The 23,024-nt window shown below is 62.9% G+C and carries 23 protein-coding genes; 7 read left to right on the top strand and 16 right to left on the bottom strand.

Going from position 1 to position 23,024, the window contains the following annotated elements; genetic code table 11:
- Positions 1-6 precede the first annotated feature (6 nt).
- The 3 genes from JQ609_RS05160 to JQ609_RS05150 are packed head-to-tail and all read right to left on the bottom strand — an operon-like array spanning position 7 to position 2,722.
- Complete coding sequence (locus JQ609_RS05160) at positions 7-1,440, bottom strand: TIGR01777 family oxidoreductase (RefSeq protein ID WP_212272239.1); 1,434 nt, start codon at positions 1,438-1,440, stop codon at positions 7-9.
- Entirely contained in the window at positions 1,437-2,117 is a 681-nt protein-coding gene (locus JQ609_RS05155) for a DUF4166 domain-containing protein (RefSeq protein ID WP_212272238.1), read from the bottom strand. Before JQ609_RS05155 ends, JQ609_RS05160 begins: the two co-directional genes overlap by 4 nt.
- Before the next feature lie 47 nt (positions 2,118-2,164).
- Positions 2,165-2,722, bottom strand: coding sequence for a GbsR/MarR family transcriptional regulator (locus tag JQ609_RS05150; RefSeq protein ID WP_212272237.1), 558 nt, complete (start codon positions 2,720-2,722; stop codon positions 2,165-2,167).
- 198 nt (positions 2,723-2,920) lie between these two features.
- On the opposite strand from JQ609_RS05150, the gene JQ609_RS05145 reads away from it, so the two are divergent.
- The 4 genes from JQ609_RS05145 to JQ609_RS05130 all read left to right on the top strand — a co-directional run bounded on the left by JQ609_RS05145 (position 2,921) and on the right by JQ609_RS05130 (position 7,875).
- On the top strand, positions 2,921-4,444 hold the full coding sequence (locus tag JQ609_RS05145) for a PAS domain-containing sensor histidine kinase (RefSeq protein ID WP_212272236.1): 1,524 nt from the start codon (positions 2,921-2,923) through the stop codon (positions 4,442-4,444).
- 171 nt (positions 4,445-4,615) lie between these two features.
- Positions 4,616-6,568, top strand: coding sequence for a diguanylate cyclase (locus JQ609_RS05140; RefSeq protein ID WP_212272235.1), 1,953 nt, complete (start codon positions 4,616-4,618; stop codon positions 6,566-6,568).
- Positions 6,569-6,758: 190 nt separating this feature from the next.
- Complete coding sequence (locus tag JQ609_RS05135; protein ID WP_212272234.1) at positions 6,759-6,983, top strand: MJ0042-type zinc finger domain-containing protein; 225 nt, start codon at positions 6,759-6,761, stop codon at positions 6,981-6,983.
- 76 nt (positions 6,984-7,059) lie between these two features.
- The gene (locus tag JQ609_RS05130; protein WP_212272233.1) at positions 7,060-7,875 is read left to right on the top strand and encodes an RMD1 family protein; all 816 of its coding nucleotides are present in this window, start codon (positions 7,060-7,062) and stop codon (positions 7,873-7,875) included.
- A 38-nt stretch (positions 7,876-7,913) separates the two neighbouring features.
- Here the strand turns inward: JQ609_RS05130 and JQ609_RS05125 are convergent, their stop codons facing one another.
- The 5 genes from JQ609_RS05125 to JQ609_RS05105 all read right to left on the bottom strand — a co-directional run bounded on the left by JQ609_RS05125 (position 7,914) and on the right by JQ609_RS05105 (position 11,834).
- On the bottom strand, positions 7,914-8,054 hold the full coding sequence (locus JQ609_RS05125) for a hypothetical protein (protein WP_212034879.1): 141 nt from the start codon (positions 8,052-8,054) through the stop codon (positions 7,914-7,916).
- Positions 8,055-8,119: 65 nt separating this feature from the next.
- A complete protein-coding gene (locus JQ609_RS05120; protein WP_212208956.1) occupies positions 8,120-8,419 on the bottom strand; it encodes an acylphosphatase in 300 nt (99 codons plus the stop codon).
- The gene (locus tag JQ609_RS05115; RefSeq protein WP_212272232.1) at positions 8,420-9,298 is read right to left on the bottom strand and encodes an oxaloacetate decarboxylase; all 879 of its coding nucleotides are present in this window, start codon (positions 9,296-9,298) and stop codon (positions 8,420-8,422) included.
- Between the two features lie 121 nt (positions 9,299-9,419).
- Positions 9,420-11,435, bottom strand: a complete 2,016-nt coding sequence (locus tag JQ609_RS05110; RefSeq protein WP_212272231.1) for an acetyl/propionyl/methylcrotonyl-CoA carboxylase subunit alpha — start codon at positions 11,433-11,435, stop codon at positions 9,420-9,422.
- Between the two features lie 189 nt (positions 11,436-11,624).
- A complete protein-coding gene (locus tag JQ609_RS05105; RefSeq protein ID WP_212272230.1) occupies positions 11,625-11,834 on the bottom strand; it encodes a hypothetical protein in 210 nt (69 codons plus the stop codon).
- Between the two features lie 475 nt (positions 11,835-12,309).
- On the opposite strand from JQ609_RS05105, the gene JQ609_RS05100 reads away from it, so the two are divergent.
- On the top strand, positions 12,310-13,053 hold the full coding sequence (locus JQ609_RS05100; RefSeq protein ID WP_249127673.1) for a thermonuclease family protein: 744 nt from the start codon (positions 12,310-12,312) through the stop codon (positions 13,051-13,053).
- Positions 13,054-13,120: 67 nt separating this feature from the next.
- Positions 13,121-15,574 (top strand): PAS domain-containing sensor histidine kinase, encoded by a 2,454-nt coding sequence (locus tag JQ609_RS05095; protein WP_249127650.1) that lies wholly within the window; start codon positions 13,121-13,123, stop codon positions 15,572-15,574.
- A gap of 16 nt (positions 15,575-15,590) precedes the next feature.
- On the opposite strand, the gene JQ609_RS05090 is transcribed toward JQ609_RS05095, so the two are convergent.
- From JQ609_RS05090 to JQ609_RS05070, 5 genes are all read right to left on the bottom strand, one after another.
- Positions 15,591-18,284, bottom strand: coding sequence for an EAL domain-containing protein (locus JQ609_RS05090; protein WP_212272227.1), 2,694 nt, complete (start codon positions 18,282-18,284; stop codon positions 15,591-15,593).
- Between the two features lie 121 nt (positions 18,285-18,405).
- The gene (locus JQ609_RS05085; RefSeq protein WP_212272226.1) at positions 18,406-19,083 is read right to left on the bottom strand and encodes a hypothetical protein; all 678 of its coding nucleotides are present in this window, start codon (positions 19,081-19,083) and stop codon (positions 18,406-18,408) included.
- 23 nt (positions 19,084-19,106) lie between these two features.
- The gene (locus JQ609_RS05080) at positions 19,107-19,553 is read right to left on the bottom strand and encodes a PPC domain-containing DNA-binding protein (RefSeq protein WP_212272225.1); all 447 of its coding nucleotides are present in this window, start codon (positions 19,551-19,553) and stop codon (positions 19,107-19,109) included.
- A 56-nt stretch (positions 19,554-19,609) separates the two neighbouring features.
- Positions 19,610-19,900 carry a hypothetical protein gene (locus JQ609_RS05075; protein WP_212272317.1) on the bottom strand — a complete coding sequence of 97 codons (291 nt, stop codon included), beginning with the start codon at positions 19,898-19,900 and terminating at the stop codon, positions 19,610-19,612.
- A 126-nt stretch (positions 19,901-20,026) separates the two neighbouring features.
- The gene (locus JQ609_RS05070; protein WP_212272224.1) at positions 20,027-20,404 is read right to left on the bottom strand and encodes a tautomerase family protein; all 378 of its coding nucleotides are present in this window, start codon (positions 20,402-20,404) and stop codon (positions 20,027-20,029) included.
- 110 nt (positions 20,405-20,514) lie between these two features.
- Here JQ609_RS05070 and JQ609_RS05065 point away from each other — a divergent pair, with 110 nt between their 5' ends.
- Positions 20,515-21,372 (top strand): LysR family transcriptional regulator, encoded by an 858-nt coding sequence (locus JQ609_RS05065; protein WP_212272223.1) that lies wholly within the window; start codon positions 20,515-20,517, stop codon positions 21,370-21,372.
- Here JQ609_RS05065 and JQ609_RS05060 read toward each other — a convergent pair.
- The 3 genes from JQ609_RS05060 to JQ609_RS05050 form a co-directional block, all read right to left on the bottom strand.
- Positions 21,350-21,571, bottom strand: coding sequence for a hypothetical protein (locus JQ609_RS05060; protein WP_409411164.1), 222 nt, complete (start codon positions 21,569-21,571; stop codon positions 21,350-21,352). The two genes, JQ609_RS05065 and JQ609_RS05060, sit on opposite strands and share 23 nt — an antisense overlap.
- A 160-nt stretch (positions 21,572-21,731) precedes the next feature.
- Positions 21,732-22,343: an NYN domain-containing protein gene (locus JQ609_RS05055; RefSeq protein ID WP_212272222.1), complete on the bottom strand. Its 612-nt coding sequence runs from the start codon at positions 22,341-22,343 to the stop codon at positions 21,732-21,734.
- 165 nt (positions 22,344-22,508) lie between these two features.
- On the bottom strand, positions 22,509-22,778 hold the full coding sequence (locus JQ609_RS05050) for a hypothetical protein (protein WP_212272221.1): 270 nt from the start codon (positions 22,776-22,778) through the stop codon (positions 22,509-22,511).
- Positions 22,779-23,024: the final 246 nt, after the last annotated feature.

Here is a 23,024-nt window from a genome sequence, read left to right as displayed (position 1 = left end):
CGCATTTCACAAGATCGCGTCGAACGCGCTGCGCAGCGTTTCGTGGCGGAACTTGAATCCGTTCATCAGGGCCTTGTTCGGCAGCACCCTCTGCCCGCCGAGCAGAAGCTCATTGGCAAAATCGCCGCCGACCCAACGCAGCAATGCATCCGGAATCCGGAACACGGCCGGACGATGCAGCCGCCGGCTGAGTTCTTCGGTGAACTTCAGATTGGTGACCGGGATCGGCGCGGTGGCGTTGATCGGCCCTGAGATGCCGGGGCTGGCGATCACATGGGCGATCAGGCGCACGAGGTCGTCGCGCTCGATCCACGACATCCATTGCTTGCCTGATCCTAGCGGTCCGCCGAGGCCGAACTCGAACGGCGTCAGCATGCGCGTGATGAAGCCGCCATCGGTTCCGATCACGAGGCCGATTCGCAGATAGGCTACACGCACGCCATGTTCGGCCGCCGGGCTCGCCGCACGCTCCCAGGCGTCGCACAATTCATGGCTGAAGCAGGCGTGGGATGTGGCGGACTCGGTCAGCACCTGATCCTGCCACAGACCGTACCAGCCGATCGCGGAGCCGGAGACCAACACCTTTGGCTTGCGTTCGAGACGGCCAATCAAATCAACGACATCGCCGGTCATCTGAATCCGGGATTCGAGGATCTTGCGGCGCTTTGTCTCCGTCCACAGACCGTTGCCGATCGGCTCTCCGGCGAGATTGACGATGGTGTCGATTTTGGCATCCGCTGGAATCTGGTCGAGGCTCGTGATCAGGGTGATCGGCGGCGACAGTTCCGCTTTCGCAGGGTTACGGACCAGCGCAATCACCTGATGACCTGACGCGGTCAAGCTTGCGACCAGACGGCTGCCGATGAAACCGGTGGCGCCGGTGACGAGCACGGTCTGGCTATCAGGCAATTTCTCCACGAGGCCAGCCGCAGGCGCGCTTGTCATCCGTCCGAGACGCCGGGCCGCGGTAAAATCCCGCAATCCGCACAGCGCCGCACCGACGGCGGCCGCCGCGGCGATAATGCTGAGCCACCCCGTATAGGCCGACTTGACCCCGGTCGGCTGCATCGCCCAGTCGATCAGAACCGGCAGCAGCAGCACCAGGATGGCGCCGTAATTGATCGCCAGCAGCGTATGGTTGATGCGCTCCCTGGCCGGCAGCTTCCGGCTCATGTCCTCTTCGACGAAATCCAGTAGCGTGATGACGACTTCCGCCACCAGCACCGCGATGATCAGCATCGCAAGGATGCCGTAGACTTCCAGCCAGCCGAGCACCAGGAACAGGAACGCGTACACCATGTTGCGCACGCCGTGCAGCTGCAGTTCGTAGCGCTGCGACGGGCGCCAGGCCAGCCGCTCGGTCAGCTCATGGTGATAGAACGTGTCGAACACGCCCATTGCGATCTGAACGGCAATCAGGGTCCATAGCAACGATGTCATGACGCGGCCTCCCGGAACACGGCGGACTGACGAATGAGCCTGCCAAAGCGCGGATGAACGATATCGAGCGTGAAGCGGAACGTGCCGCCGCCGAGATCGGAATGGGTTACGGTGAGATCGCCCGGCGTCAGCCAATCCGGCAACGCCAGCCGCAGCGGCCCGACCTGGAACGAGTAACCGACACTGCGAAACACCAGCGCTTCGTGCTCGACGAAGATCCGCAACGCCATGCTGATGCCGTGGCCGACATATTCCTCGAGCCCGGTCGGCCCGGCGAAGCGTTTCGAGGAGTGAATGACCTGCGGAAATCCGTGTGAGCGGGCGCAGATGCGGGTCCAGATCTGGCCGCCGCTCGCTGCGTCCTCCGTCACCGTCACCACCATCGGGACGCCGGTCTCGGCCCTGGTCGGCAGCGGCCCGCCGACCAGCCGCGCCAACTGCGCGAGCCACCAGCCAATCCTGTTGAAATAGGCTTCCTCGACCTCGCCGACATAGACGACGGTTGCACCATCAACGTGGCGCTTCGAGAAACGCCGCCAGATCGCCAACGGCAATCGCCCCCAATCGGCATCGGACAGCAGTGCGTGAAACCTGTTATCGTCGAGCAGTATGTCGCCGGAAGGCTTGTGATGCGGATGAGACGCCGGAAGTCTTGAGATCCTGATTGCTGATGCCATCGAACGCTCCGTTACTCCCACCCACTCCCAGTATTATTTGCCCCGCGCTATTTGGATTTTCCCATCGGCAGGAAGCTGACGATCTTTTCGCCGAGCTTGATCAGGGCGACCAATCTCGGCCGCGGCACCTTCAGCATCTGCATGTACCAGCGGTCGACCAGCTCGGTGAATTCCAGCATCTCCCTCAGCCGCTTGCTCGCGACCTCGCTGATGGTCGGATCGTCGGCGGCATCAGAAACGCAGGCGCGCAGCGCATCGACCGCGGGGTCGATCTCGCGCTCCTTGCGACGGGACGCGATCCGCGCCGCCACTTCCCAGATGTCGGTCTCCGCCTCGTAATGATCGCGGCGGTCGCCGAGGATCGGCACCCGGCGGATCAGGTTCCAGGACAGCAGCTCCTTGATGGAGTTGGAGACGTTGGACCTAGCCATGCCGAGTGTCTCGGCGATATCCTCGGCCGTCATCGGCGCCTCGGCGAGGTACAGCAGGCCGTGGATCTGGCTGACCGAGCGGTTGACGCCCCACTCGTCCCCCATGTCACCCCAGTGCAGGATGAACCGTTCGACGGCGGCCGGGAGTTTCTTCTTTTCGGTTGTTTCTGTCATGACAGAAATATCAGATATTTCTGGACAGACGTCAAGACCCTCCACGCGAGTAACGGGCCACCATCCGTCCGCGGCGTCCCGCACGTTCCCGAACGTGCCCTGCCCGATCGCGCCCGAGCTAAAATGTCCCTAAAACTTGTCCATTGCCCGGAACCATCCGGCACCCCGCGCGTTTCGGCCACTAGGTTAGGGGTTTAGATGTCCGAAATAGACCAACGACAGCAGCGGAATCTGTTCGAGAGCGAACGCAGTTTCCGGCTTCTGGTGGAGGGGGTTGCCGACTACGCGCTGTACATGCTCGATCCCACCGGCATCATCACCAGCTGGAACATCGGCGGTCAGCGCATCAAAGGCTATTCGCCGGCGGAGATCCTGGGCCGGCACTTCTCCTGTTTCTACACCGAGCCCGACCGCGCCAACGGCAAGCCAACGCGCGCGTTGCGCATCGCGCGCGAAACCGGCCGCTATGAGGAGGACGGCTGGCGCGTCCGCAAGGACGGCACCTTCTTCTGGGCGAGCGTGGTGATCGACCCGATCTACGAGGATGGCCGGCTGGTCGGCTTTGCCAAGATTACCCGCGACATCACCGAACGCCGCGAGGCCCAGCTCAAGCTCGATCAGATGCAGGCGCAGCTGGCGGAATCGCAGAAGCTGGACGCGCTCGGCCAGCTCACCGGCGGCGTGGCGCACGATTTCAACAATCTCCTGATGATCGTCAGCGGCAGCCTTCATACGCTCAGGAAGGGCGTCTCCGACGATCCCAAAATGCAGCGCGCACTGGCCGCTATCGACGGGGCGACAAAGCGCGGCGCAGCCCTGACCAGCCAGCTGCTGACATTCGCCAGGCGGCAAAGCGTCAATCCGCAAACGGTCGATGTCACCGAAAGAATCAAGTCGGTGCGCGATGTTCTGCACACCGGCGTCGGCGGCACGGTGACACTGCAATTCGACCTCGACCGCAGCGTCTGGCCGGTCATGGTCGATATCACCGAACTCGAGACCGCGCTGGTCAATCTCGTGATCAACGCGCGCGACGCCATGCCCGACGGAGGAATCATCAAGATCGCTGCCGACAACACCAGGCTGATCGAGGAAGCTCATAGCGGCGACTATGTCGCCATCTCCGTGACGGATACCGGCACCGGCATCGCGCCTGACGTGCTGAGCAAGATATTCGATCCGTTTTTTACGACCAAACCGATCGGCAAGGGCACCGGACTGGGTCTTTCGCAGGTGCACGGTTTCATCCATCAGGCCGGCGGAACGGTCAAAGTTGCCAGCGAACTCGGCAAGGGTACGAAGATCACCATTCTGCTGCCGCGACAGCATGGCGGTCTGCCGGTTGACGAGGTCAGCGTCGTCGAATCCGGTGGAAGCGGCACCGTGCTGCTGGTCGATGACAATCCGGAAGTCGCCGCGGTCAGCACCAGCCTGCTCGAACAACTCGGCTACACCGTCCGCAGGGTAGAGAATGCCGAGGCCGCCCTGCGCGAGATCGAGCACGACGGGATCGACCTCGTATTCACCGACATCGTGATGCCGGGCAAACTGGACGGCCTCGGCCTGGCGCGCCGCCTCAAGGCGATGCGGCCCCAGCTGCCCATTCTGCTGGCGACCGGCTATAGCGATGCCGCCTTGAACGTGCGCGGCGATTTTCCCATCCTCCGCAAGCCATATGAGATCCATCAATTGAGCCAGGCGATCGCAAAATTGCCGCGGTGACCGGCGGGCCGCGCCGTCCCGGTTCCACCGGCATCCCGGCCGAAATGCCGGCTTCTCCGTTGTTTTCCTGACCGGCTTATTAACCGCATCGCCACCTATTGGCCGCTAGATTCCGGCCACGCATTTAGCTTGCCGGTCAGAATGATTTGGCACTCCCCCATCAGGCGGAAGATGCCCGACCGACACCTCGCAAACCAAAGCGGCCTCCTGCGGCGGATCACGCCGGGGATGGTCGTGGTGTTCTTTGCACTGGTCATGACGGCATGCATCCTGGGCGTCGTGGTCTGGAAGGCGCTCGAAGCCAAGTCGGCGGCGCTGTCGCGCGGCTCCACCGACATTCAAAACCTCGCCCACTCGCTGGCCGAGCACGCCGGGCACACCATCCAGGCGGTCGACATCGCGATGAGCGGCATGGTCGACTTGCTCAAATACCGAAACCCGGTGCCGGAACGTTTCAACAAACATCTGGCCGACACCGCGGCCGCGCTGCCGCAAATACGCGAGATCGGCGTCCTCGATACCGAAGGCAATTGGCGCTACTCGTCGCTGCCGGAAACGCCGCGCTATAACAATAGCGACCGAGGTTACTTCGCCTATCATCGCGACAGTGCGGACAGGACGCTGCGCATCAGCGAACCGATCCTGTCGCGCTTCACCGGGCGGCCGACGATCCTGCTGTCGAAGCGCATCAGCAAGGAGGACGGCAGTTTCGGCGGCGTGCTGACGGCCGCGATCGAAAGCGACTATTTCAGTGGCTTCTACCGCGCCTTCCAGCTCGGCCCGGACGGCGGCATCAGCCTGCTGCGGAATGACGGCGTCGTCATGTCCCGCTGGCCGTTCTCGAGCCAGAGCACCGACCTTTCCAGACTGGACCTGTTCACGACACACCTCAAACGGAGCTCGGCCGGATACTACAAGATCACGTCACCGTTCGACGGCATCGTAAAGTATTTCGGCTACGAGCAGGCGCCGCGTTATCCGCTGCTCGTTACGGTGGCCATGTCCGAAGACTGGCTGCTCGCCAGTTGGTCGATGGACCTGCGCACGGATGCGATCGTGGCGGTGGTATTGCTGTGCGTGATCATCCTGCTCGCTGCCCTGCTCTCGGCGCAGTTCAATTTTCGCGTCAGGACCGAACGCGCGCTGCGGGAGAGCGAGCAGCACTATCGCCTGCTGGCGAACAATATCGCCGACGTCGTGATCCTGCTCAATGGCCGCGGCACGCTTCGTTATGTGTCCCACTCGGTCGAACAGATGCTGGGCGTTCGCCCGCAGGACCTCGTCGGCAAATCCTGCTTCGACATGGTCCACGCCGAGGACAAGCAAGGCGTGATGGCCGCGAGCGCGCGGCTGAACGGTTCGGGCGCCGTCAGCACAACCGAGTTCCGGACCTACCGTGCCGACGGATCGATCGTATGGGTCGAAAGCAACTTCAAGCAGGCATCGGAACGCGACAATCCCGCCGAGGCCGAGTTTGTCGGGGTGCTGCGCGACATCACGGAACGCAAGCGGATGGAAGATGAGCTGAACCTGCTCAACCGCCGCCTGACCCGGCTTGCGGCCACCGACGGTCTGACCGGATTGACCAATCGCCGCACCTTCGACGGCTTCCTGGCGCGCGAGTTTGAGACCTGCGAAGAGATTTCGGTGCTGCTGTTCGATATCGACAACTTCAAGGGTTACAACGACACCTATGGACACCAGGCCGGCGACCGCTGCCTGCAGGCCGTTGCCCGCGCCATCGGCGATGCGACCTCGAATACATCGGGCCTCTCCGCGCGCTATGGCGGCGAGGAATTCGCCGTCGTTTTGCCGAACATTTCCGAAGACGATGCATTGAAAGTCGCCGAATCGATCCGGCTGACCGTGCGCGCCCTCGGCCTTCCCAACACCGCCGCCAATCGTGGCTTCGTCACCATCAGCGCCGGCATCGCCAGCCGGACGGGTTCGACGCCTGGTGAGGCTGCGCTGGTCGGAGAAGCCGACGTCGCGCTTTACGAAGCCAAGCGTCTCGGCCGCAATCGTAGCATCGTCTATTCATCGCTGAACCTGCGATATGTCGAAACCGGTTCGATCCAGCACGATCCAGACCTGCCGCCCGTCAAACGGAAGCTGGTGCATTAGCGCGCGCGTGTGCGCATCAAGGTCTTTGGCGAGACCATCCACATATAGTTCTGCATGTCAGCCCTGCTGCCATAGCGGCCGGATTTAGCGCGTGCGCCCAAATTTTATGCGGCTTGCGTCAAGCTGAATCCTTGTGGCGCCACATTGATCCCGAACAATCGCAGCTGCGGAAAACACTGTCAGGTTCCCCATGAAAATATCAGATTTCACCTGCCCATCCTGCGCGTCGGCTTATGAGGTCGCGGAATCAAGTTCACCGATCGGACGGCCGGGCCGGATTGAATGCACGACCTGCGGCCAGCTTCTCGATGCCTGGCAGGGTCCCAAGCTGAGAGCCTATCGGTTGGTGATGTCGTCGGAACACAAGTACCGGCACATCGATGCGCCGCCCTCTCCGATTCGCGCGACCGCATAAGCCGATATCGCATCGCGCCTGTCATCGAACACGCGTAATCTCCGCCGGCCAGCATCGGCCTCGAGGAGACGGCGAGATGACCAAACCCGAATTCATTCCCGCTGAAATCGGGACGCGGGTGACGGTGCACGCGCTGCATGTTGGCGACCGCATCAATACGATCGGCTTCGAAACAGAGGCGCTCTCGGCGATCCCGCTCGCGATCAGGGTTGGCACGAGCGGCGTCGCGGTTCTGTTTCGCTACGGCGTGGCGGTGCTGATCGGCCTCGCGCCGGAAGAACACAGCCGCTTCCTGGAAACGCTGAAACGCCGGATCGACGGCAAACTGGCGCGTCCCGAAGAGGAAGCCGCCATTCTCGCCTTTTCCGGCGAGGCCGAGGATCAGGTCCAGTCCGGCGGACCCATACAGTTGCGCGACATGTCGCCGGCAAGGCTCCTTGTCGTTGCCGACGTGCTGGCCAAGAGCGTCGTGCTGGCGCACGACGAACGCGAAGTGGCGAAGGTATTCGAGATCATCGAACCGTTTGCCAAAGAGCTGGCAGATCACGGACGAACCCGCCGTGATCGAAAAGGGATCATGCAACTGATCGGAAGCGCCCTGCTGGTCCAGCACAGGGTATCCGGCCGTGTCGCGATCGGAGAGAAGCCTGACGTGCTGTGGGATCGTCCCGACCTCGAGCGGCTTTACGCCCGGCTTGAAGACGAATACGAACTCAAGGAGCGCCTCGATGCCCTCAACCGGAAGCTTGCCGTGGTCGCGGAGACCGCCAACACCCTTGCCGATATCATCGACACGCGCCGAACCCTGCGCCTCGAACTCATCATCGTCGGGCTGATCGCGTTCGAAGTCATCATCACGATCTATCAGCTTTACATGGGCAAGGGTCACTGACCCCGGACTTGGCCGCACGTCCCTCGCCAGCGCGGACGCTATCGCGTCCCCGGCCGCCACGACAGATCATCCGACCACAGATAGATCGCGATCGCAGCCAGGCACAGCACGAGGCCGACCCAGAACATCGGCGAATGATGGACACGCCTCCAATCGCGTTCGGAAGTTGGCGGTTTCATGGATCACCTCGTTGGCGGGTTTCGGCCCGTGGCGACTATGGCAACGAACTTGATCCGCGCCAATGTCAGATCGTCGGCAACACCGAGAACCGCTCCCCTGGCCGCAGCAGTTTCAGCGCGTCGGGATGGGCGTCCTCTTCCCTTACCGCGTCGACCCGCGCCAATGGCGGCCCGCGCCGGCACGCTGCGATCATGTCGGCGACGACATCCGCAGGCCCCGCGAACAGCGCCTCGACGCTGCCGTCCCTGCGATTGCGTACCCAGCCCTCTACATCACGCGTCATCGCCTCGTCCGCGACCCAGGCACGGTAGCCGACGCCCTGTACCCGGCCCGTGACCGTGACATGGCGGATCGCGCCGGTCATCTATTTCTTCAGCCCGAGAAATTCGGCGCTGCGCGCCTTCACATCGGCTTCGCGCATGGCCCGGCCGGTCAACTCAGACGATGCGAGGCCTTTGAGATTCTTCGGCGAGGCTCCCTCGCGCAGTGCTTTCAGCGTCTCGTAGACGGCCTGCGTGGCGGCGGCGAAAGGCGTGTGTCCCTGCAGCGCAATCTTCACCCGCTGACTTCCGAGAAAGGCCGCATCATCGAGTTCGCCCTGGGGGTTGCCGAGCACGATTGGCAGCGTCGTCACCGCGGCAATCGCCTCGACTTCCCGGCGCGTCGTGAGCCCGGTGAAGAACAGTGCATCGACGCCGGTGGCGTTGTAGGCCTTCGCGCGCACCAGGCATTCCTCGAAGCTCGCCGCCGACGGGCCACCGCCGCGTGTTCCGGTGCGGCCCATGATGACCAGCGCGGGATCGCTGCGCCCGTCCAGCGCCGCCTTCATCTTGCCGACGCCCTCTTCGAGCGGGATCAGCTGCGGCTCCGAGACGCCGAAAGCCTGCGGCAGCAGCGTGTCTTCGATGGTCAGGCCCGCAGCACCCGCGGTTTCCAGTTCCTGCACGGTGCGCCGGACATTGAGCGCGTTGCCGTAACCATGGTCGGCGTCGACCAGCACCGGCAATGAAGCGGCCCGCGACATCCGGCGCATCTGTTCGGCGAGTTCGGTGAGCGTGATCAGCGCAATGTCAGGATCGCCGAGCACCGCCAGCGAGGCCACCGAGCCGCCGAACATGCCAAGTTCAAAGCCGAGATCTTCGGCGATACGGACGGAAACCGGATCGTAAACCGAACCCGGGCGGATGCAGGCGGATCCGTTGAGGATGGATCGCAGTTTTTCGCGGCGTTGTTGGAAGGCCATCGAGATTTCCTCCGTGTCTCGTCATTGCGAGGAGCGTTAGCGACGAAGCAATCCATTCTTGCTTGGCTGTTCTATGGATTGCTTCGCTGCGCTCGCAATGACGGCTTGATTGCTCCGGGGGTTACGCAAACTCCAAAATCAGCGCATCCACCGCGAGCGTGGCGCCGGCGGCGGCGTGAATCTTCTTCACGGTGCCGTCGCGTTCGGCGCGCAGCACGTTCTGCATCTTCATCGCCTCGACCACGGCCAGCGTTTCGCCGGCCTTGACCTCCTGCCCTTCGGCAACCGCGATCGACACCACCAGACCGGGCATCGGGCACAGCAGCTTCTTGCCGGTATCGGCCGCCGAGTTCACCGGCATCAGCCGGGCGGCCGCCGCCTCGCTCTCGGTGAAGACGTTGACCGGAACTTCAAAGCCCTGATGCGCCAGGCGGATGCCGTTCGGGATCGCGCGCACCTGCATTGCCACATAATGGCCATCGATGGTGCCCTGCCAGACCGGCTCGCCCGGAGTCCAGTTCGAGACCAATTGATGCGGATTGCCCGGCAGATCGTCGGCGCCGATGAAGCGCACCGCGATTCCATCGGCTTCGCGCGCGACGTCGAGCGCGATTTCCGCGCGATCGAGCCACACCGCGCGGCGGCGCTCGCGCTGCACCAGCCGACCGTTCAACTGGCCGGAAATCTGCCGCTTGCGTTCGCCGAGCACGTGATCGATCGCAGCCCCGACCGCCGCAAGCCGGCGCGCGATCTCGCCTTCGGGCGGCCGCGCTGCAAATCCCTTCGGGAACTCCTCGGCGATGAAGCCGGTGGACAAATTGCCCTCGCGCCAGCGCGGATGGCTCATCAGCGCGGAGAGGAACGGAATGTTGTGTCGGATGCCGTCGATATAGAACGAATCCAGCGCCGTCGACTGCGCCTCGATTGCGGCCGCCCGCGACGGCGCATGCGTCACGAGCTTGGCGATCATCGGATCGTAATGGATCGAGATCTCGCCGCCCTCCTGCACGCCGGTGTCGTTGCGGATCGTGATGCCGTCATGGCTCGCTTCCGCGGGCGGGCGATATTTCACCAGCCGGCCGATCGAGGGCAGGAAATTGCGGAACGGATCTTCGGCATAGACGCGCGATTCCACCGCCCAGCCGGTCAGCGTGACGTCCTTCTGCGCGATGATAAGCTTCTCGCCGGCAGCGGAGCGGATCATTTGCTCGACCAGATCGATGCCGGTGATCAGTTCGGTGACGGGGTGCTCGACCTGCAGGCGGGTATTCATTTCCAGAAAGTAGAAGCTCTTGTCCTGGCCGGCGACGAATTCCACCGTGCCGGCGGAATCATAATTCACGGCCTTGGCCAATGAGACCGCCTGCTCGCCCATCTTGCGGCGGGTGTTCTCGTCGAGCAGCGGCGACGGCGCCTCCTCGATGACCTTCTGGTTGCGGCGCTGGATCGAACATTCGCGCTCGCCGAGATAGATCACGTTGCCATGCTTGTCGCCCAGCACCTGGATTTCGACGTGGCGGGGATCGACGATGAACTTCTCGATAAAGACGCGGTCGTCGCCGAACGAGGATTTGGCCTCGGCCTTGGCCAGGTTGAAACCTTCGGCGACCTCGGATTTCGAATGCGCGATGCGCATGCCCTTGCCGCCACCGCCGGCGGACGCCTTGATCATCACGGGATAGCCGATCTCGTCGGCGATCTTGACCGCATGCTTTTCGTCCTCGATGACGCCAAGATGTCCCGGCACCGTCGAGACCTTGGCCTTGGCGGCGGCCTTCTTGGATTCGATCTTGTCGCCCATCGCGGCGATGGCGCCGGGGTTCGGACCGATGAAGACGACGCCCGCCTCGGCCAGCGCGCGCGGAAAGGATTCGCGCTCGGACAGGAAGCCGTAGCCGGGATGCACGGCCTGCGCCCCGGTCTTGCGGCAGGCCTCGACGATCTTCTCGATCACAAGGTAACTCTCGGCCGCGGCTGGCGGGCCGATCAGCACCGCCTCATCGGCCATTTCGACATGAACCGCATCGCGGTCGGCCTCGGAATATACGGCTACCGTTTCGATCCCCATGCGCCGCGCAGTCTTGATGACCCGGCAGGCGATCTCGCCGCGATTTGCGATCAGAATTCGTTTGAACATGTGCTTCTTGCTTGAGCTTTACTTGAAGGCTTGGATTTGAAGGCTTGGATTTTAAGGCTTGGGGCAGGATCCTCACCCGCAATGTGACATGCGGGAACGCGGCTAACAAACCCGTCGTACAGCAAAAATCGACCGAGGCAACGGTCCAGTTTCAGGCCGCCTGCTCAGGCTGCGGCCCGCTGCAGCCCGTCAGCCGGAATAGCTGTGAAATCGGCCGCGCGCATAGGCGTGCGACACCGCTTTCATCAGTTCGCCGACCTCGGTTTCCAGATATTCATTGGCCACGACCAGCGCGCGGACGGTCGCGCGCATATCCCCGCCGCAGGCCGAAATGGCCTGATCCACCGCCGTTTCCAGTTCGTCATTCAGTTCGGTGGCTGGCTGGGAGGAAGAAGACATGGAAATGATCCTTGAGCCCCATGTTCTCTATTTGTTCCAAACAAGTCAACTGATAGTCCCGACCGGCCCACGATTTCCCCGACTAATCACCAGGAGGCCCCCGGGGCCAATGGAACCGAATATCGAGATCGCGAAAGATCAGGAGCGAAAGACCCCGATTCGAAAGCGGACCGGATGGCCTGGTGGCCGTCATTGTGTTTTTGGCGATGTATGCGGTCGCGATCAGCAGCGACCACACCTAGGGCCTAGAGCTGGGGTGGCTGCCTTCGACTTTCCTCGCTGCAGTATTCGGCTGGACTGCGTACAGCTTTCCCTGGCTCTTCAGTGTAGTTGCGACCCTCATCGCGCTGCTCACAGCCTTGTCCTAGGTGCCCTAGTTATTCCTCCGCCGCTAGCACTGGCCCGTGCTAGAAGGTCGTGCCCGCCGAAATGCATTTGAAGTGAGACAATGCGATTCCTGATTTTCTTTGTCGCGATGCTGCTCGTGACGTGCCCCCCCGTATCTCTATCTCAAGCTTGGGCCGCCACGGCGACCGTCAAGGATGGCGGCATGCTTCAATTGGGCAACGTTACCTACCGGCTCGACGGGATCGACGCCCCGGCGTTCGATCAGCTCTGCATCGACGAACATGCCGACAGCTGGACCTGCGGCATCGAGGCGCGCGATCAACTGGTCAAGCTGATCGGCGGCCGCCAGGTCCGCTGCGACGATCTCGGCCCCGATCCCACCTTCAAAAAGCGGCGCCTCGGCGTGTGCAAGATCGAGGGCGACACCACCAGCCTCAGCCAGTTGCTGGTCCGCCAGGGCTTCGCCCTGAATATCGACGCCTCTGCAACCGGGCGTTTCAAGACCGACGAGGCCCGCGCCAGGGACGACCGTCAGGGACTTTGGAAAGGCTGTTTCGCAGCGCCGCAAGAGTTCCGCCGCGGCCTGAAGGACGGCACGCTGCTGGGCGCCGCATGCCGCGCCGACCGCGACCGCCAGATTCGCGAGGCCCTATTCCCCGAGGATTTCGTGATGCCGTCCGGCTGCAACATCAAGGGCAAGTTCGCGGTCCGCGCCCGCGTCACCGGCAATTTCGGCATCTATCATCTGCAGGCCTGCCGCAGCTATCCGGGACTGACCAATCCGGACCGGTGGTTTTGTTCCGAAGAGGACGCCCAGGCCGGCGGGTTCCGCAGAGCCTATAATTGCCGGCCCCCCGCCAAGAGCAAATGAAAGCAAATGATGCTGGCAAACCTTGCGCCTCTTGTGTGAGAGTGCGGCAAGAGGCTTGCGGGCGCGTATGACTCCTCCTGATCATTCCAACCCACTTCCTGAAGCAGCCGCTGCGGAAAGGCTGCGTCAACATCTCGAAGAAATCGCGCGCGAGCGCGACCGGGCTCATCGCGCGCTGCAGGAACGCGAGGCGGAGCTGGCGCGGATCCAGCGAATAGCCGGTGTCGGCGGCCTAGAAATCGATTTTCGCGACGGCGTCAAGAACCGCCGCTCTCCGGAATACCTCCTCGTTCACGGGCTGCCGCCCGAGGCGGCCGGCGAGACCTATTCGGACTGGGTCAGTCGAATCCATCCCGAAGATCGCGAGCGGACGGTCAAACATCTGTTCGGCGTGCTGCGGAGCGAGAGCGAGGACTATTCGGCCGAATACCGCATCATCCGGCCGAATGACGGCGACATCAGATGGATCCGCGTCGTTGCCAAGATCGAGCGCGGCCGCGACGGTCGCGCGCAGCGCCTGGTCGGCGCCGATCTCGACGTGTCAGGTCAGATGCTGGCCCAGGAAACGCTGCGCGAAAGCGAGGAGCGCTTCCGCCTGATCGCCGACAGCGCCCCCGTCCCGATCTGGGTCACCAAGCTCGACCGCACGCGCTCTTTCGCCAACCAGGCCTATGTCGATTTCCTCGGGTTGCCGTTCGAGCAGGCGATCGGGTTCGACTGGCGCAAGGTGCTGCATCCGGAGGATCTGCCGCGCATCCTGCAGGAATCGGTTGCCGGCGAGGCCTCGCTGAAGCCGTTCGTGCTGGAGGCCCGCTACAAGCGCGCAGACGGCGAATGGCGCTGGCTGAGGTCGGAATCCCAGCCGCGCTGGGACCCGACCGGAAACCACATCGGCTTCATCGGCGTCGCCCACGACATCACCGCCGCCAAGCAGGCCGAAACCGAACTGCGGAGACTGAACGAAACCCTGGAACTGCGGATTACCGAGCGGACGGCGCAACTGGAATCCAACGAAGCCCAGATGCGCGCGATTTTCGAGACCAGCCACCAGTACCAGGCGCTGCTCAATCCCCATGGCGATGTGCTCTACGCCAACAAGACGGCGCTGGACGGCATTCGCGCCGACGCCGCCGACGTCATTGGCAAGCCGTTCTGGGAAACGCCGTGGTTTGGCGCCACCGAGGGCATGCCTGACGCCGTCCGCAATGCCTTCGTCGCGGTCATGAGGGGCGACGAGGTGAAGACCGAGATGCGGCTGCATCTGCCGGTCGGCGAGCGCTATTTCGACTTCGCGATGCGCCCCTTGCGCGACCAGCACGGCGCCGTCATCGGTGCGGTTCCGGAAGCCATCGACATCACCGAGCGCCGCAAGGGCGAGGAAGCGCTGCGGCAGTCGCAGAAGATGGAAGCGGTCGGCCAATTGACCGGCGGTGTCGCGCACGATTTCAACAATCTCCTCACCATCATCCGTTCCGCCACCGACTTCCTGCGCCGCCGCGACCTGCCGGATGAGCGGCGCCGGCGTTACATCGATGCGATTTCCGATACCGTGGAACGCGCCTCGAAACTGACCGCGCAATTGCTGGCGTTTGCCCGCCGGCAGCCGCTCAAGCCCCAGGTGTTCGATGTCGGCGCCCAGGTCGAAGCCGTCGCCCAGCTGGTTCGCCCGCTCGTCGGCCCGAGGATCAGGATCGAGGTCGATATCTCAGCACCCGACTGCTTCGCGATTGCCGATATCGCGCAGTTCGAGACCGCGCTGATCAATCTTGCGGTCAACGCGCGCGACGCCATGGAGGGCGAAGGCCGGCTCGCGATCAGCGTCAGGAAGGCTCATTCCATCCCTGCCCTGCGTGCCCAGACCGCACGCAGCGGCGACTTCGTCGCCATCGCCATGACCGACACCGGCCTCGGTATCACCCCCGAGCACATCGAGGCGATCTTCGAACCGTTCTTCACCACCAAGGAAGTCGGCAAGGGAACCGGGCTCGGCCTCAGCCAGGCCTTCGGCTTTGCCAAGCAATCCGGCGGCGATATCGCCGTTCTCAGCGAGCCCGGACAGGGCGCGACCTTCACCATCTACCTGCCGCAGGCCGCGATGCCGATGCAGGCGGCGGTAGCCGCGGCCGCTGGCCAGGAGCCCGGCCCGCGCGGACGCGGCTACCGCGTTCTCGTGGTCGAGGACAATGACGATGTCGGACAGTTCTCCACCGAGCTGTTGGAGGACCTCGGCTACATGGTGCGCCGCGCCGACAATGCCGACACCGCGCTGGCGATCCTGGCCGAGGACGAGTTTGCCGCCGATCTGGTATTCTCCGACGTCATCATGCCCGGCATGAACGGGGTCGAGCTCGCCGGCGTCATTCGCGAACGTTATCCGGGCCTGCCCGTGGTGCTGACCAGCGGTTACAGCAACGTACTGGCGGAAAATGCCCATCGCGGCTTCGAGCTGATCCAGAAACCCTATTCGGTCGAGTCGCTGTCGCGCATCCTGCGGAAGGCGATTTCAGACGCGCGGCTTTAGCGGCGATCGGCAGCCGTTACGCCGCATTCTCGACCGCGGTCGGGCACGCGGCCAGCAGCGCGCGGATTTCATGCGCCGGCCGGGCCGCGCTGAACAGGTATCCCTGCATCTGGGTGCAGCCCAGATTCTGCACGGTTTCGCGCTGCTGCAAGGTCTCGACACCTTCGGCCGTCGTGATCATGTCGCGGTCGGCCGCGATGCTCACCACCGCCTTGATGATGGAGGCCGAACTCGAATTGCAGGTGACTTCCTTGACGAAGCTGCGATCGATCTTGATCTTGTCGAACGGGAAGCGCTGCAGATATTGCAGCGAGGAATAGCCGGTTCCGAAATCGTCGAGCGCGATGTGAACCCCGAGCGCGCGCAATTGATTCAGCGCCACAAGCGCGGCGTCATCGTCCGCGATCAAGACCGCCTCGGTGATCTCGAGCTCCAGCCGGCGCGGATCGAGCCCGGTGTCGGCGAGTACAGCGGCGACCTTCAGCGACAGTGACTGCGAGCGGAACTGGATCGGCGAGACGTTGACGGCGACGCGCACATGCGCGGGCCAGGTGGTCGCTTCGGCGCAGGCGGTCCGCAGCACCCACTGTCCGATCTCCTCGATCAGGCCGGTCTCCTCGGCCACCGGAATGAAATCGGCGGGCGAAACCATGCCGCGCAGCGGATGGCGCCAGCGCAGCAGCGCTTCGCATCCCCTGACCTCGTCGTTGCGCAAATCGACCAGCGGCTGGTAGTGCAGCTCGAACCCGCCATCGACCAGCGCCGCGCGCATATCGCTCTCGAGTTCGCGGCGATGGTTGGCCTGTTTTTCCATGGTCGGTTCGAAGAAGCGATAGGTCCGGCGGCCCGCCGCCTTCGCCGCATACATCGCCAGGTCAGCGCTCTTCAGCAGCGCGAACAGATCGGAGCCGTGACGCGGCGCGACTGCGACGCCGATGCTGGCGTCGCTGGAAAGGCGATGGCCGTTGCAATCGAACGGCGTCCGCAGCCGATCGTAAATCCGCGCGACCAGAATGCTGACGTCGTTATCACACGTGACGTGACGCTGCACGACGGCGAACTCATCGCCGCCGAGACGGGCGACGAAGTCTTCGGGCCCGACCGACTGGCGCAGGCGATCCGCGACGCCCTTGAGGAATTCGTCGCCGATCAGATGCCCGAGCGAATCGTTGATGCGCTTGAACTCGTCGATGTCGATGTAGAGGATCGCGAATTGCGCGGCTTCGGATTCCCCGAGCAGCGCTTCGGCATGGCGCTGGAACAGCGTGCGGTTCGGCAGATTGGTCAGCGCGTCGTAATGGGCGAGATGCTGGATCCTCGCCTGGACGCGCCGCCTCTCGGTCACGTCTTCCAGCGTGGTCGCCCAGCCGCCGTCCGGCGAGCGCTGGTAGATCAGCTGGATCGTGCGCCCGTCAGGTGTCGTCGTCTCGATGATCCGAACGCCGTCGTCCGTGGGGCTCAGAAATCTCGCGCAATAGGCGTCGACGTCGCCGACAAAGGAGCCCTGCTCCTGGCGATGCAGGATGATGTCGCGCAAATGGCAACCTGGTTTGACGATCTCGGGTGATACGCCGAACATGTCGATATATTGCTGGTTGCAGACCACGAGGCGGGCCGAGGAATCGAACAGCAACAGGCCTTGAGTCATGTTGTTGATGGCGGCGTCCAGATGCTGGGTCTTTTCCGACAGCTTGTACTGGGCTGCTGCATGCTGGCTGCGCAACTGGCGCACGATCAGGAAGATCATGACGACAACGACGATGATCGCGAGCGCCGCCGCGCAAAACTGCAGTTTGGTCTGCGCCCGCCAATCGGCCAGCGCGGTCTCGGTCTTGGTGGTCGCAACGATCAGGATCGGAAAATGCATGAGCGAGCGGACCGCACCAACCTTGTCCTCATTCTCCGACGAGCTGGTGAAGCGTCCCGAGATGTTGCCGTTCAGGGCGAGCGCCCGCTGAAACGACGGCGACTTGGCGACGTTCACGCCGAGCAGCTTGGCTTCTTTCGGATAACGGGCGATGATAGTGCCGTCGCGGTGGATCATCGAAATCGCGGTATCGCTGTCCAGCGCCAGGGAGCCCACAAAAGCTTCGAAATGCGACGGCTCGACGCCGCGGCTGGCAAAGCCGATGATCTCGCCATTGCGGCCGACGATCTTGCGCGCAAACACCGTGGTCCAGACTTTCGTGACCTTGCTGACGACCGGTTCGACGATCACGTCGGGCGTCGGCTTTCCCGAGGTAAATTCCTGGAAATAACGCCGGTCGGAAATGTTCACGTCTCCCACCGGCCACATCTGGGAGGTATTGATCAGCCAGCCCTTGGCATTGAACAGGTTCAGGGCGCCGACATGCGGCAGCGTCGCAAGCCTTGTGCGCACCATCTCATGCGCGCTCAAGGTCGACATTTTCCTTTCGAATTCGTCTGGTGTGTTGACCCCACCGGCCCGGATATAGTTCAGGACGTCGTCGTGCACGTGCTGGAGATCGCTGAGCTGCTGGTCGAAATGGCGCGACAGCAGCAGCGCGGTGTTGTTGAGTTCGCGCTCGGCAACGTCCAGCGCACGCTCGCGAAATTGCAGCGCGAAATAGCCGGTGCCGAGCATGATCGCGATCACCGTCGCCGCGGCGCACAGAATGAGCCACTGCACCACGCCCAGGCGCATCCGGGACAGCACGCCGGCGATTGACCACCGCAGGCTCCCCGCCATGACGCTATCCGATGCACTACCCGGCATTCTCGTCCGCCCCCACAGTCGCTTTTGTACGGGAAGACAACCCAAGAGGGCGTTAGCAAAATCAGTTATTGCGGGGTTAAAGCGCGCACCCGGATCAGGCCATTTCCGGAACTTCCGCCTCTTTCAAGCTGCACTCGATCAAGGCCCCGTCGATCGCGAATGCCGAGAATGGCGAAAGCTCCGTCACGACCTGCAGCGCCGCGAAGAACTGCGCATCGCCGGGGCTCTTGAGGAAGAACCGGACATGCCCCGCCGACAGCGTGTCGCGCGACAACCATACGATCCCGGAGAACAGGGCGACCATGGTCTGCGCGTACTGGCCTGATGTCGCGACCCCGAGTTCGTAGAGCGGAGAGACCACGACAAAGCGCGCGCGCAGGATCGGGGTCGGGAATTTGCTCATCATCAGGCGGCTGACCTGACAAGCCGCGTGAATCTTCTCTCCGTCCGAAAGGCAATACAGCGTCGGGTTGTCGCCGTCCTTGGTCAGGGCGTCGAACGCCGCGTAGCTACCGTTCGAAAACGTGGAAAAGTCTTCGCCGACGCTTTCAGCGTCCTTCTTCCATTGCGCCTTGATCGAACGCCAGGACTTGTCGGAGCTCATCGGCAGGAGGCGCATGATTAACCGGTGGTTAACACAGGACGTGGTCGCCGGTATTTTATAGCCTTCGGCTAAACGTTTGCTTACGGCCTGGGTCCGGCGGCAAACATTTGTGACGATTCGTTGATGCCCAGGGTGTCGGCGCAGGCTCGCCTTGCCGCGGGGCAGCATCGCCTCCGACTGAAGCGCTAGCCTTAGCCCGCAGCGATATCGATCAGCGCGATCCCGATATCCGCCCGCTTCTTCCGCCGCAGCCTGGCGGGGACTTCGGTCAGCACCACCTCGAGTGTCGGCCGCACCGTGCCGGAAAGCAAATGGCCGCCCCGCGTCGATCCGTCGGACAGTCCGAGCACGATGTGGACGTGAAGGCTGGCCTTGCCGTCATCGCCGACGGCAACGTCGCCGAGCGCGCTCAGCACTTCGCATTGTTCGTTGACCTCGATCTTCTTGTAGGTCTTCGTTGCAAAATCGAACCAGCCGACGACAGCCTTTTCGAAGGCGCCGATCGCCGTCACGGACGCCGCCGTCATCCTTGCCTCGTTCGCAAACCGCGTCAGCGCCGCGAACGCCTCTTCGCCGGACTCCAGAATGACGACGTGGATCCGCCCGCCGGGGTCGTCGGCAACAAGCTGGTTCTTCATATCGATATCCTGCGTTTGCGGCCACGGTACATGGCTTCTCATCGGCGAGCGATCGCCTAGGCCTTCTTGCCGGGCGGATCGCCGCCTTCATCCACGCGGCTCACCTGCTGGGCGCGCGCCTTGTCCTTTGGCTGATCCTGTCCGCGTTCATCGCGGACGATGCCCTGATCCGCACCCTTGGCACGATCCTTGTCTCGTTCCTTGGCCCGATCCTCGGAGGGTTCTTCAGCCTCACTCTCCGCTTTCCGCAACCGCGACTGGCCTTCCCTCACCAGCAACTCATCGCCGAGCATCTGTCCAATCACCTGCTCGGTTTGCGCCTCTGCTTTCTCTCTGAAGGTGCTCATGCAAATCTCCTTTCATGGAGAACGGTTGAAAGCAGCAAAGTTTCCGGTGGAGCCGATCAAAGATCTGCATACGAATGGGTTCCGTCTGCATACGAGACAGTTCCGAGCTGACTAACGATCCTCTGCTCAAGCGAATTGCGCGAGCCCGTGGCCGACGGACCAATTCTCCTTCGCGGCGTCGAGCACGTTCACGAACACATCCTCCGGCCGTATGCCGGGGCGCTCGCCAAGCAATGCCGCGATCCGCCGGAACAGCGCCTTCTTCTGTTCCGCGGGGCGGGTGTCGAACACGGTGATCTGGATAAACACGAGGTCGTCACTCCGGACGATGCCAAAGGCAGCGCCGTAACGGAAGTTCGCTGCGTCATGCTCCGTGATGGTCATGAACTGGTCGTCTTCAGGCACGTTCAACGCTTCGCGCATCGCGCGATAAAGGCTGTCGAAGATCGCCTGGCGGTAGGCTTCCGGCTTTCCGGCGCGCAGTGAGATGTGTAGCAGCGGCACAGCTGATCCTTTCCATATCGTGCTGGTCCATTTGGACTGGCCGTAACGCTAAACGCCGCCGGACTATTTTGATATGCTATGGATACGGATATCAGCTATAATGGCTGGAAATGACAGAACGCCCCCTCGACCTCGATGCCATCAGGGCTTTCGTCCGCATCGCCGAACTTGGCAGCTTCACGCGCGCGGCTGAGGCCATGCGGACGACGCAGGCCGCGGTCAGCCTGAAGCTGAAACGGCTCGAGGAGAGGTTCGGCTGCCGGCTCATCGAGCGGACGCCCCGCTACGTGCAGCTTTCGGCGCAAGGCGCAGCCTTTCTCGAACACGCCCGTGAACTGCTGGCGGTGCACGATCGTGCGCTCGCCGTATTTGCCGGTGCCCGGCAGCGCCTCACCATCGGCATCAGCGACCATGTTGCGGGGCCGGAGCTCCCGGCGCTGATCGCACGAATGAACGCGCAAGACCCGCAGCTGCTGATCGAAATCCGGATCGGATCGTCGGGCGACCTGCTGCAAAGCTTCGACCGGCGCGAGCTCGATACGGTGATCGTCCGCCTCGAGGCCGGGCGGGACGACGGAGAAATCATTACCGAAGAGAAATTCGGCTGGTTCGCAGCACCTGGCTGGCAGTACCGCGCGGGCGAGCCCTTGCCGCTTGCCACGATGGCCGAGCCCTGCGGCGTGCGTGCGATGGCCGGGCGGCTGCTCGATGCGGCGAACGTGCCCTGGACGGAAATCTTCGTCGGCGGCGGCGTTGCGGCGGTTGCAGCCGCCGTCATGGCCGGGCTCGGCGTTGCGGCCTTGGCGCCGCGCATGCTGCCATTCGGCGCCGTTGAGGTCGGCCCCAAGCTCGGACTTCCCGATCTGCCGCGCTTGCCGGTCTTGCTTCACTCCAGGGTCAAGGACGGCCGGCCGCGCGATGCGCTTGCCGCGCTTTCGGCTGCCTTCAGGAGCGCGGTCCGAGGTTAGCCAACGCCTCTGGTTCATGGGGCAAGGCGCTGCTCGCGCGCGAACTCGCGTCCGGCTCCGCCTGCTTCGGCGACGGCTGGCGCAGCCACTTCAGCAACTCGCGGGCGCTGAAGGCGATCACCACCTCATGGTGCCGCATGCCCTTGCCGCCCTTGACGAGGCCGAGATCGCGCACCACGCAGAAGCGCCCGCTGCTCATGCGGGCCAGGCGGCAACCTTTGAAGAAACCGAACATCGCACAATGATGCATCGGGACGCGATCCCGTCAATTCTTGACGGTGCGCGAATCCCTTTTGCGCGCGGGGATTCGTCATCAGAACAAACACAGCACGGATGAGCGGGACGACATCCCGGAGACATCATGACCTGAGGTCATTTCCATTGATCGCCACGTGCGACGGGAATTGCGACGATTGCTGGCGTATCTCACGTGCCGCCGGCCGCTCCGACGGATCACGCCCGAGCACTGGCTTCAATTCGGCAAGATCGATGAAGGCGTCGGCCTGACGCCGCAGGTCGTCCGCCACCATCGGCGGCTGGCTGACAATCGTAGAGATCACGGTCACGTGGACGCCGCGGCGCTGCACCGCTTCGAGCAGCGAGCGGAAGTCGCCGTCGCCCGAGAACAGAAACATCCGGTCAACATGATCGGCAAGCTCCATCGCGTGGACGGCGAGCTCGATATTCATGCTGCCCTTCACCTTGCGGCGGCCGCTGGGGTCGATGAACTCCTTGGTGAGCTTGGTGACGACGGTGTAGCCGTTATAGTCGAGCCAATCGATCAGCGGGCGGACCGATGTGTATTCCTGATCCTCGATAATGGTCGTGAAATAGAACGCCCGCAGCAGCGTACCGCGGCTCTGGAATTCCTTGAGCAGACGCTTGTAATCGACGTCGAAACCAAGCGCTCTGCAGGTCGAGTAGAGATTGGCGCCATCGATAAACAGCGCGATCCTGTCGGACGATAACATCAGGCACCAGCCCCCCAATTCGAGATGCGCAGCTCAGCAGAGTGACCGGCTTCGGCTCTGCGGACAAGTTGAAGGACACCGCAGCTGGCCGACGCGGGTGGCGTTGACGCCCCGGAGCAAGGGATCGTCGATGCACCACGCATGGTTCGGGCGAGCCTTGTCAATCTAGCGGGTCTCTTCATGATCAGTCCACCTGGAGCCGCCGAGAACGGCCGCACTCGCCTCAAGGAAGGCAAGATAGTTTTGATAGCAAACCAGAACGCCAAAATCGACCAGATCCAGCGCGGCCTCCCATGACCGATCGATCGGCACGGATCGCGCGCCTCCAGGAATGACGTAGGGTTGGAAGTTGGAGTTGGTGCTGTCCTGACGGCGTTTGGCACCCGGGCGAATATCGTTCGAGCAGTGGATCAATTGCAGGCTTGGCTTTGGCATCTCAATCCCCGAATTTGTGGCGGTACGAGACGGCGGTCGTTACGCAAGCGATGTTTACAATGCGGCTACCCCGGACAGCGGCGCCGAGGTTCAACGTTCAATCAGCAAGAGCGATGGCGCGAGATACCTGCTGCCGCTCGGCTATCGCGCAAGCCTAGTCGCGGAGATTCGCCGAACCATTGAACGGAGGTTGATATGCACGTTACATTTGGGTGAGAGGAGCATACTTAGGTTTAGGATCAGCCG

It is taken from the genome of Bradyrhizobium sp. AUGA SZCCT0169 (genome assembly GCF_018130085.1).
Classification (GTDB): domain Bacteria; phylum Pseudomonadota; class Alphaproteobacteria; order Rhizobiales; family Xanthobacteraceae; genus Bradyrhizobium.
This window is presented reverse-complemented; position numbering and strand designations above follow the sequence as displayed.

What these genes read in the sequence shown, in the direction of transcription:
- JQ609_RS05160 (WP_212272239.1), bottom strand. Translation starts at nt 1,440, where the DNA reads ATGACATCGTTGCTATGGACCCTGATTGCCGTTCAGATCGCAATGGGC.
- JQ609_RS05155 (WP_212272238.1), bottom strand. Translation starts at nt 2,117, where the DNA reads ATGGCATCAGCAATCAGGATCTCAAGACTTCCGGCGTCTCATCCGCAT.
- JQ609_RS05150 (WP_212272237.1), bottom strand. Translation starts at nt 2,722, where the DNA reads ATGACAGAAACAACCGAAAAGAAGAAACTCCCGGCCGCCGTCGAACGG.
- JQ609_RS05145 (WP_212272236.1), top strand. Translation starts at nt 2,921, where the DNA reads ATGTCCGAAATAGACCAACGACAGCAGCGGAATCTGTTCGAGAGCGAA.
- JQ609_RS05140 (WP_212272235.1), top strand. Translation starts at nt 4,616, where the DNA reads ATGCCCGACCGACACCTCGCAAACCAAAGCGGCCTCCTGCGGCGGATC.
- JQ609_RS05135 (WP_212272234.1), top strand. Translation starts at nt 6,759, where the DNA reads ATGAAAATATCAGATTTCACCTGCCCATCCTGCGCGTCGGCTTATGAG.
- JQ609_RS05130 (WP_212272233.1), top strand. Translation starts at nt 7,060, where the DNA reads ATGACCAAACCCGAATTCATTCCCGCTGAAATCGGGACGCGGGTGACG.
- JQ609_RS05125 (WP_212034879.1), bottom strand. Translation starts at nt 8,054, where the DNA reads ATGAAACCGCCAACTTCCGAACGCGATTGGAGGCGTGTCCATCATTCG.
- JQ609_RS05120 (WP_212208956.1), bottom strand. Translation starts at nt 8,419, where the DNA reads ATGACCGGCGCGATCCGCCATGTCACGGTCACGGGCCGGGTACAGGGC.
- JQ609_RS05115 (WP_212272232.1), bottom strand. Translation starts at nt 9,298, where the DNA reads ATGGCCTTCCAACAACGCCGCGAAAAACTGCGATCCATCCTCAACGGA.
- JQ609_RS05110 (WP_212272231.1), bottom strand. Translation starts at nt 11,435, where the DNA reads ATGTTCAAACGAATTCTGATCGCAAATCGCGGCGAGATCGCCTGCCGG.
- JQ609_RS05105 (WP_212272230.1), bottom strand. Translation starts at nt 11,834, where the DNA reads ATGTCTTCTTCCTCCCAGCCAGCCACCGAACTGAATGACGAACTGGAA.
- JQ609_RS05100 (WP_249127673.1), top strand. Translation starts at nt 12,310, where the DNA reads ATGCTGCTCGTGACGTGCCCCCCCGTATCTCTATCTCAAGCTTGGGCC.
- JQ609_RS05095 (WP_249127650.1), top strand. Translation starts at nt 13,121, where the DNA reads ATGACTCCTCCTGATCATTCCAACCCACTTCCTGAAGCAGCCGCTGCG.
- JQ609_RS05090 (WP_212272227.1), bottom strand. Translation starts at nt 18,284, where the DNA reads ATGGCGGGGAGCCTGCGGTGGTCAATCGCCGGCGTGCTGTCCCGGATG.
- JQ609_RS05085 (WP_212272226.1), bottom strand. Translation starts at nt 19,083, where the DNA reads ATGCTGCCCCGCGGCAAGGCGAGCCTGCGCCGACACCCTGGGCATCAA.
- JQ609_RS05080 (WP_212272225.1), bottom strand. Translation starts at nt 19,553, where the DNA reads ATGAAGAACCAGCTTGTTGCCGACGACCCCGGCGGGCGGATCCACGTC.
- JQ609_RS05075 (WP_212272317.1), bottom strand. Translation starts at nt 19,900, where the DNA reads ATGAGCACCTTCAGAGAGAAAGCAGAGGCGCAAACCGAGCAGGTGATT.
- JQ609_RS05065 (WP_212272223.1), top strand. Translation starts at nt 20,515, where the DNA reads ATGACAGAACGCCCCCTCGACCTCGATGCCATCAGGGCTTTCGTCCGC.
- JQ609_RS05060 (WP_409411164.1), bottom strand. Translation starts at nt 21,571, where the DNA reads ATGAGCAGCGGGCGCTTCTGCGTGGTGCGCGATCTCGGCCTCGTCAAG.
- JQ609_RS05055 (WP_212272222.1), bottom strand. Translation starts at nt 22,343, where the DNA reads ATGTTATCGTCCGACAGGATCGCGCTGTTTATCGATGGCGCCAATCTC.
- JQ609_RS05050 (WP_212272221.1), bottom strand. Translation starts at nt 22,778, where the DNA reads ATGCCAAAGCCAAGCCTGCAATTGATCCACTGCTCGAACGATATTCGC.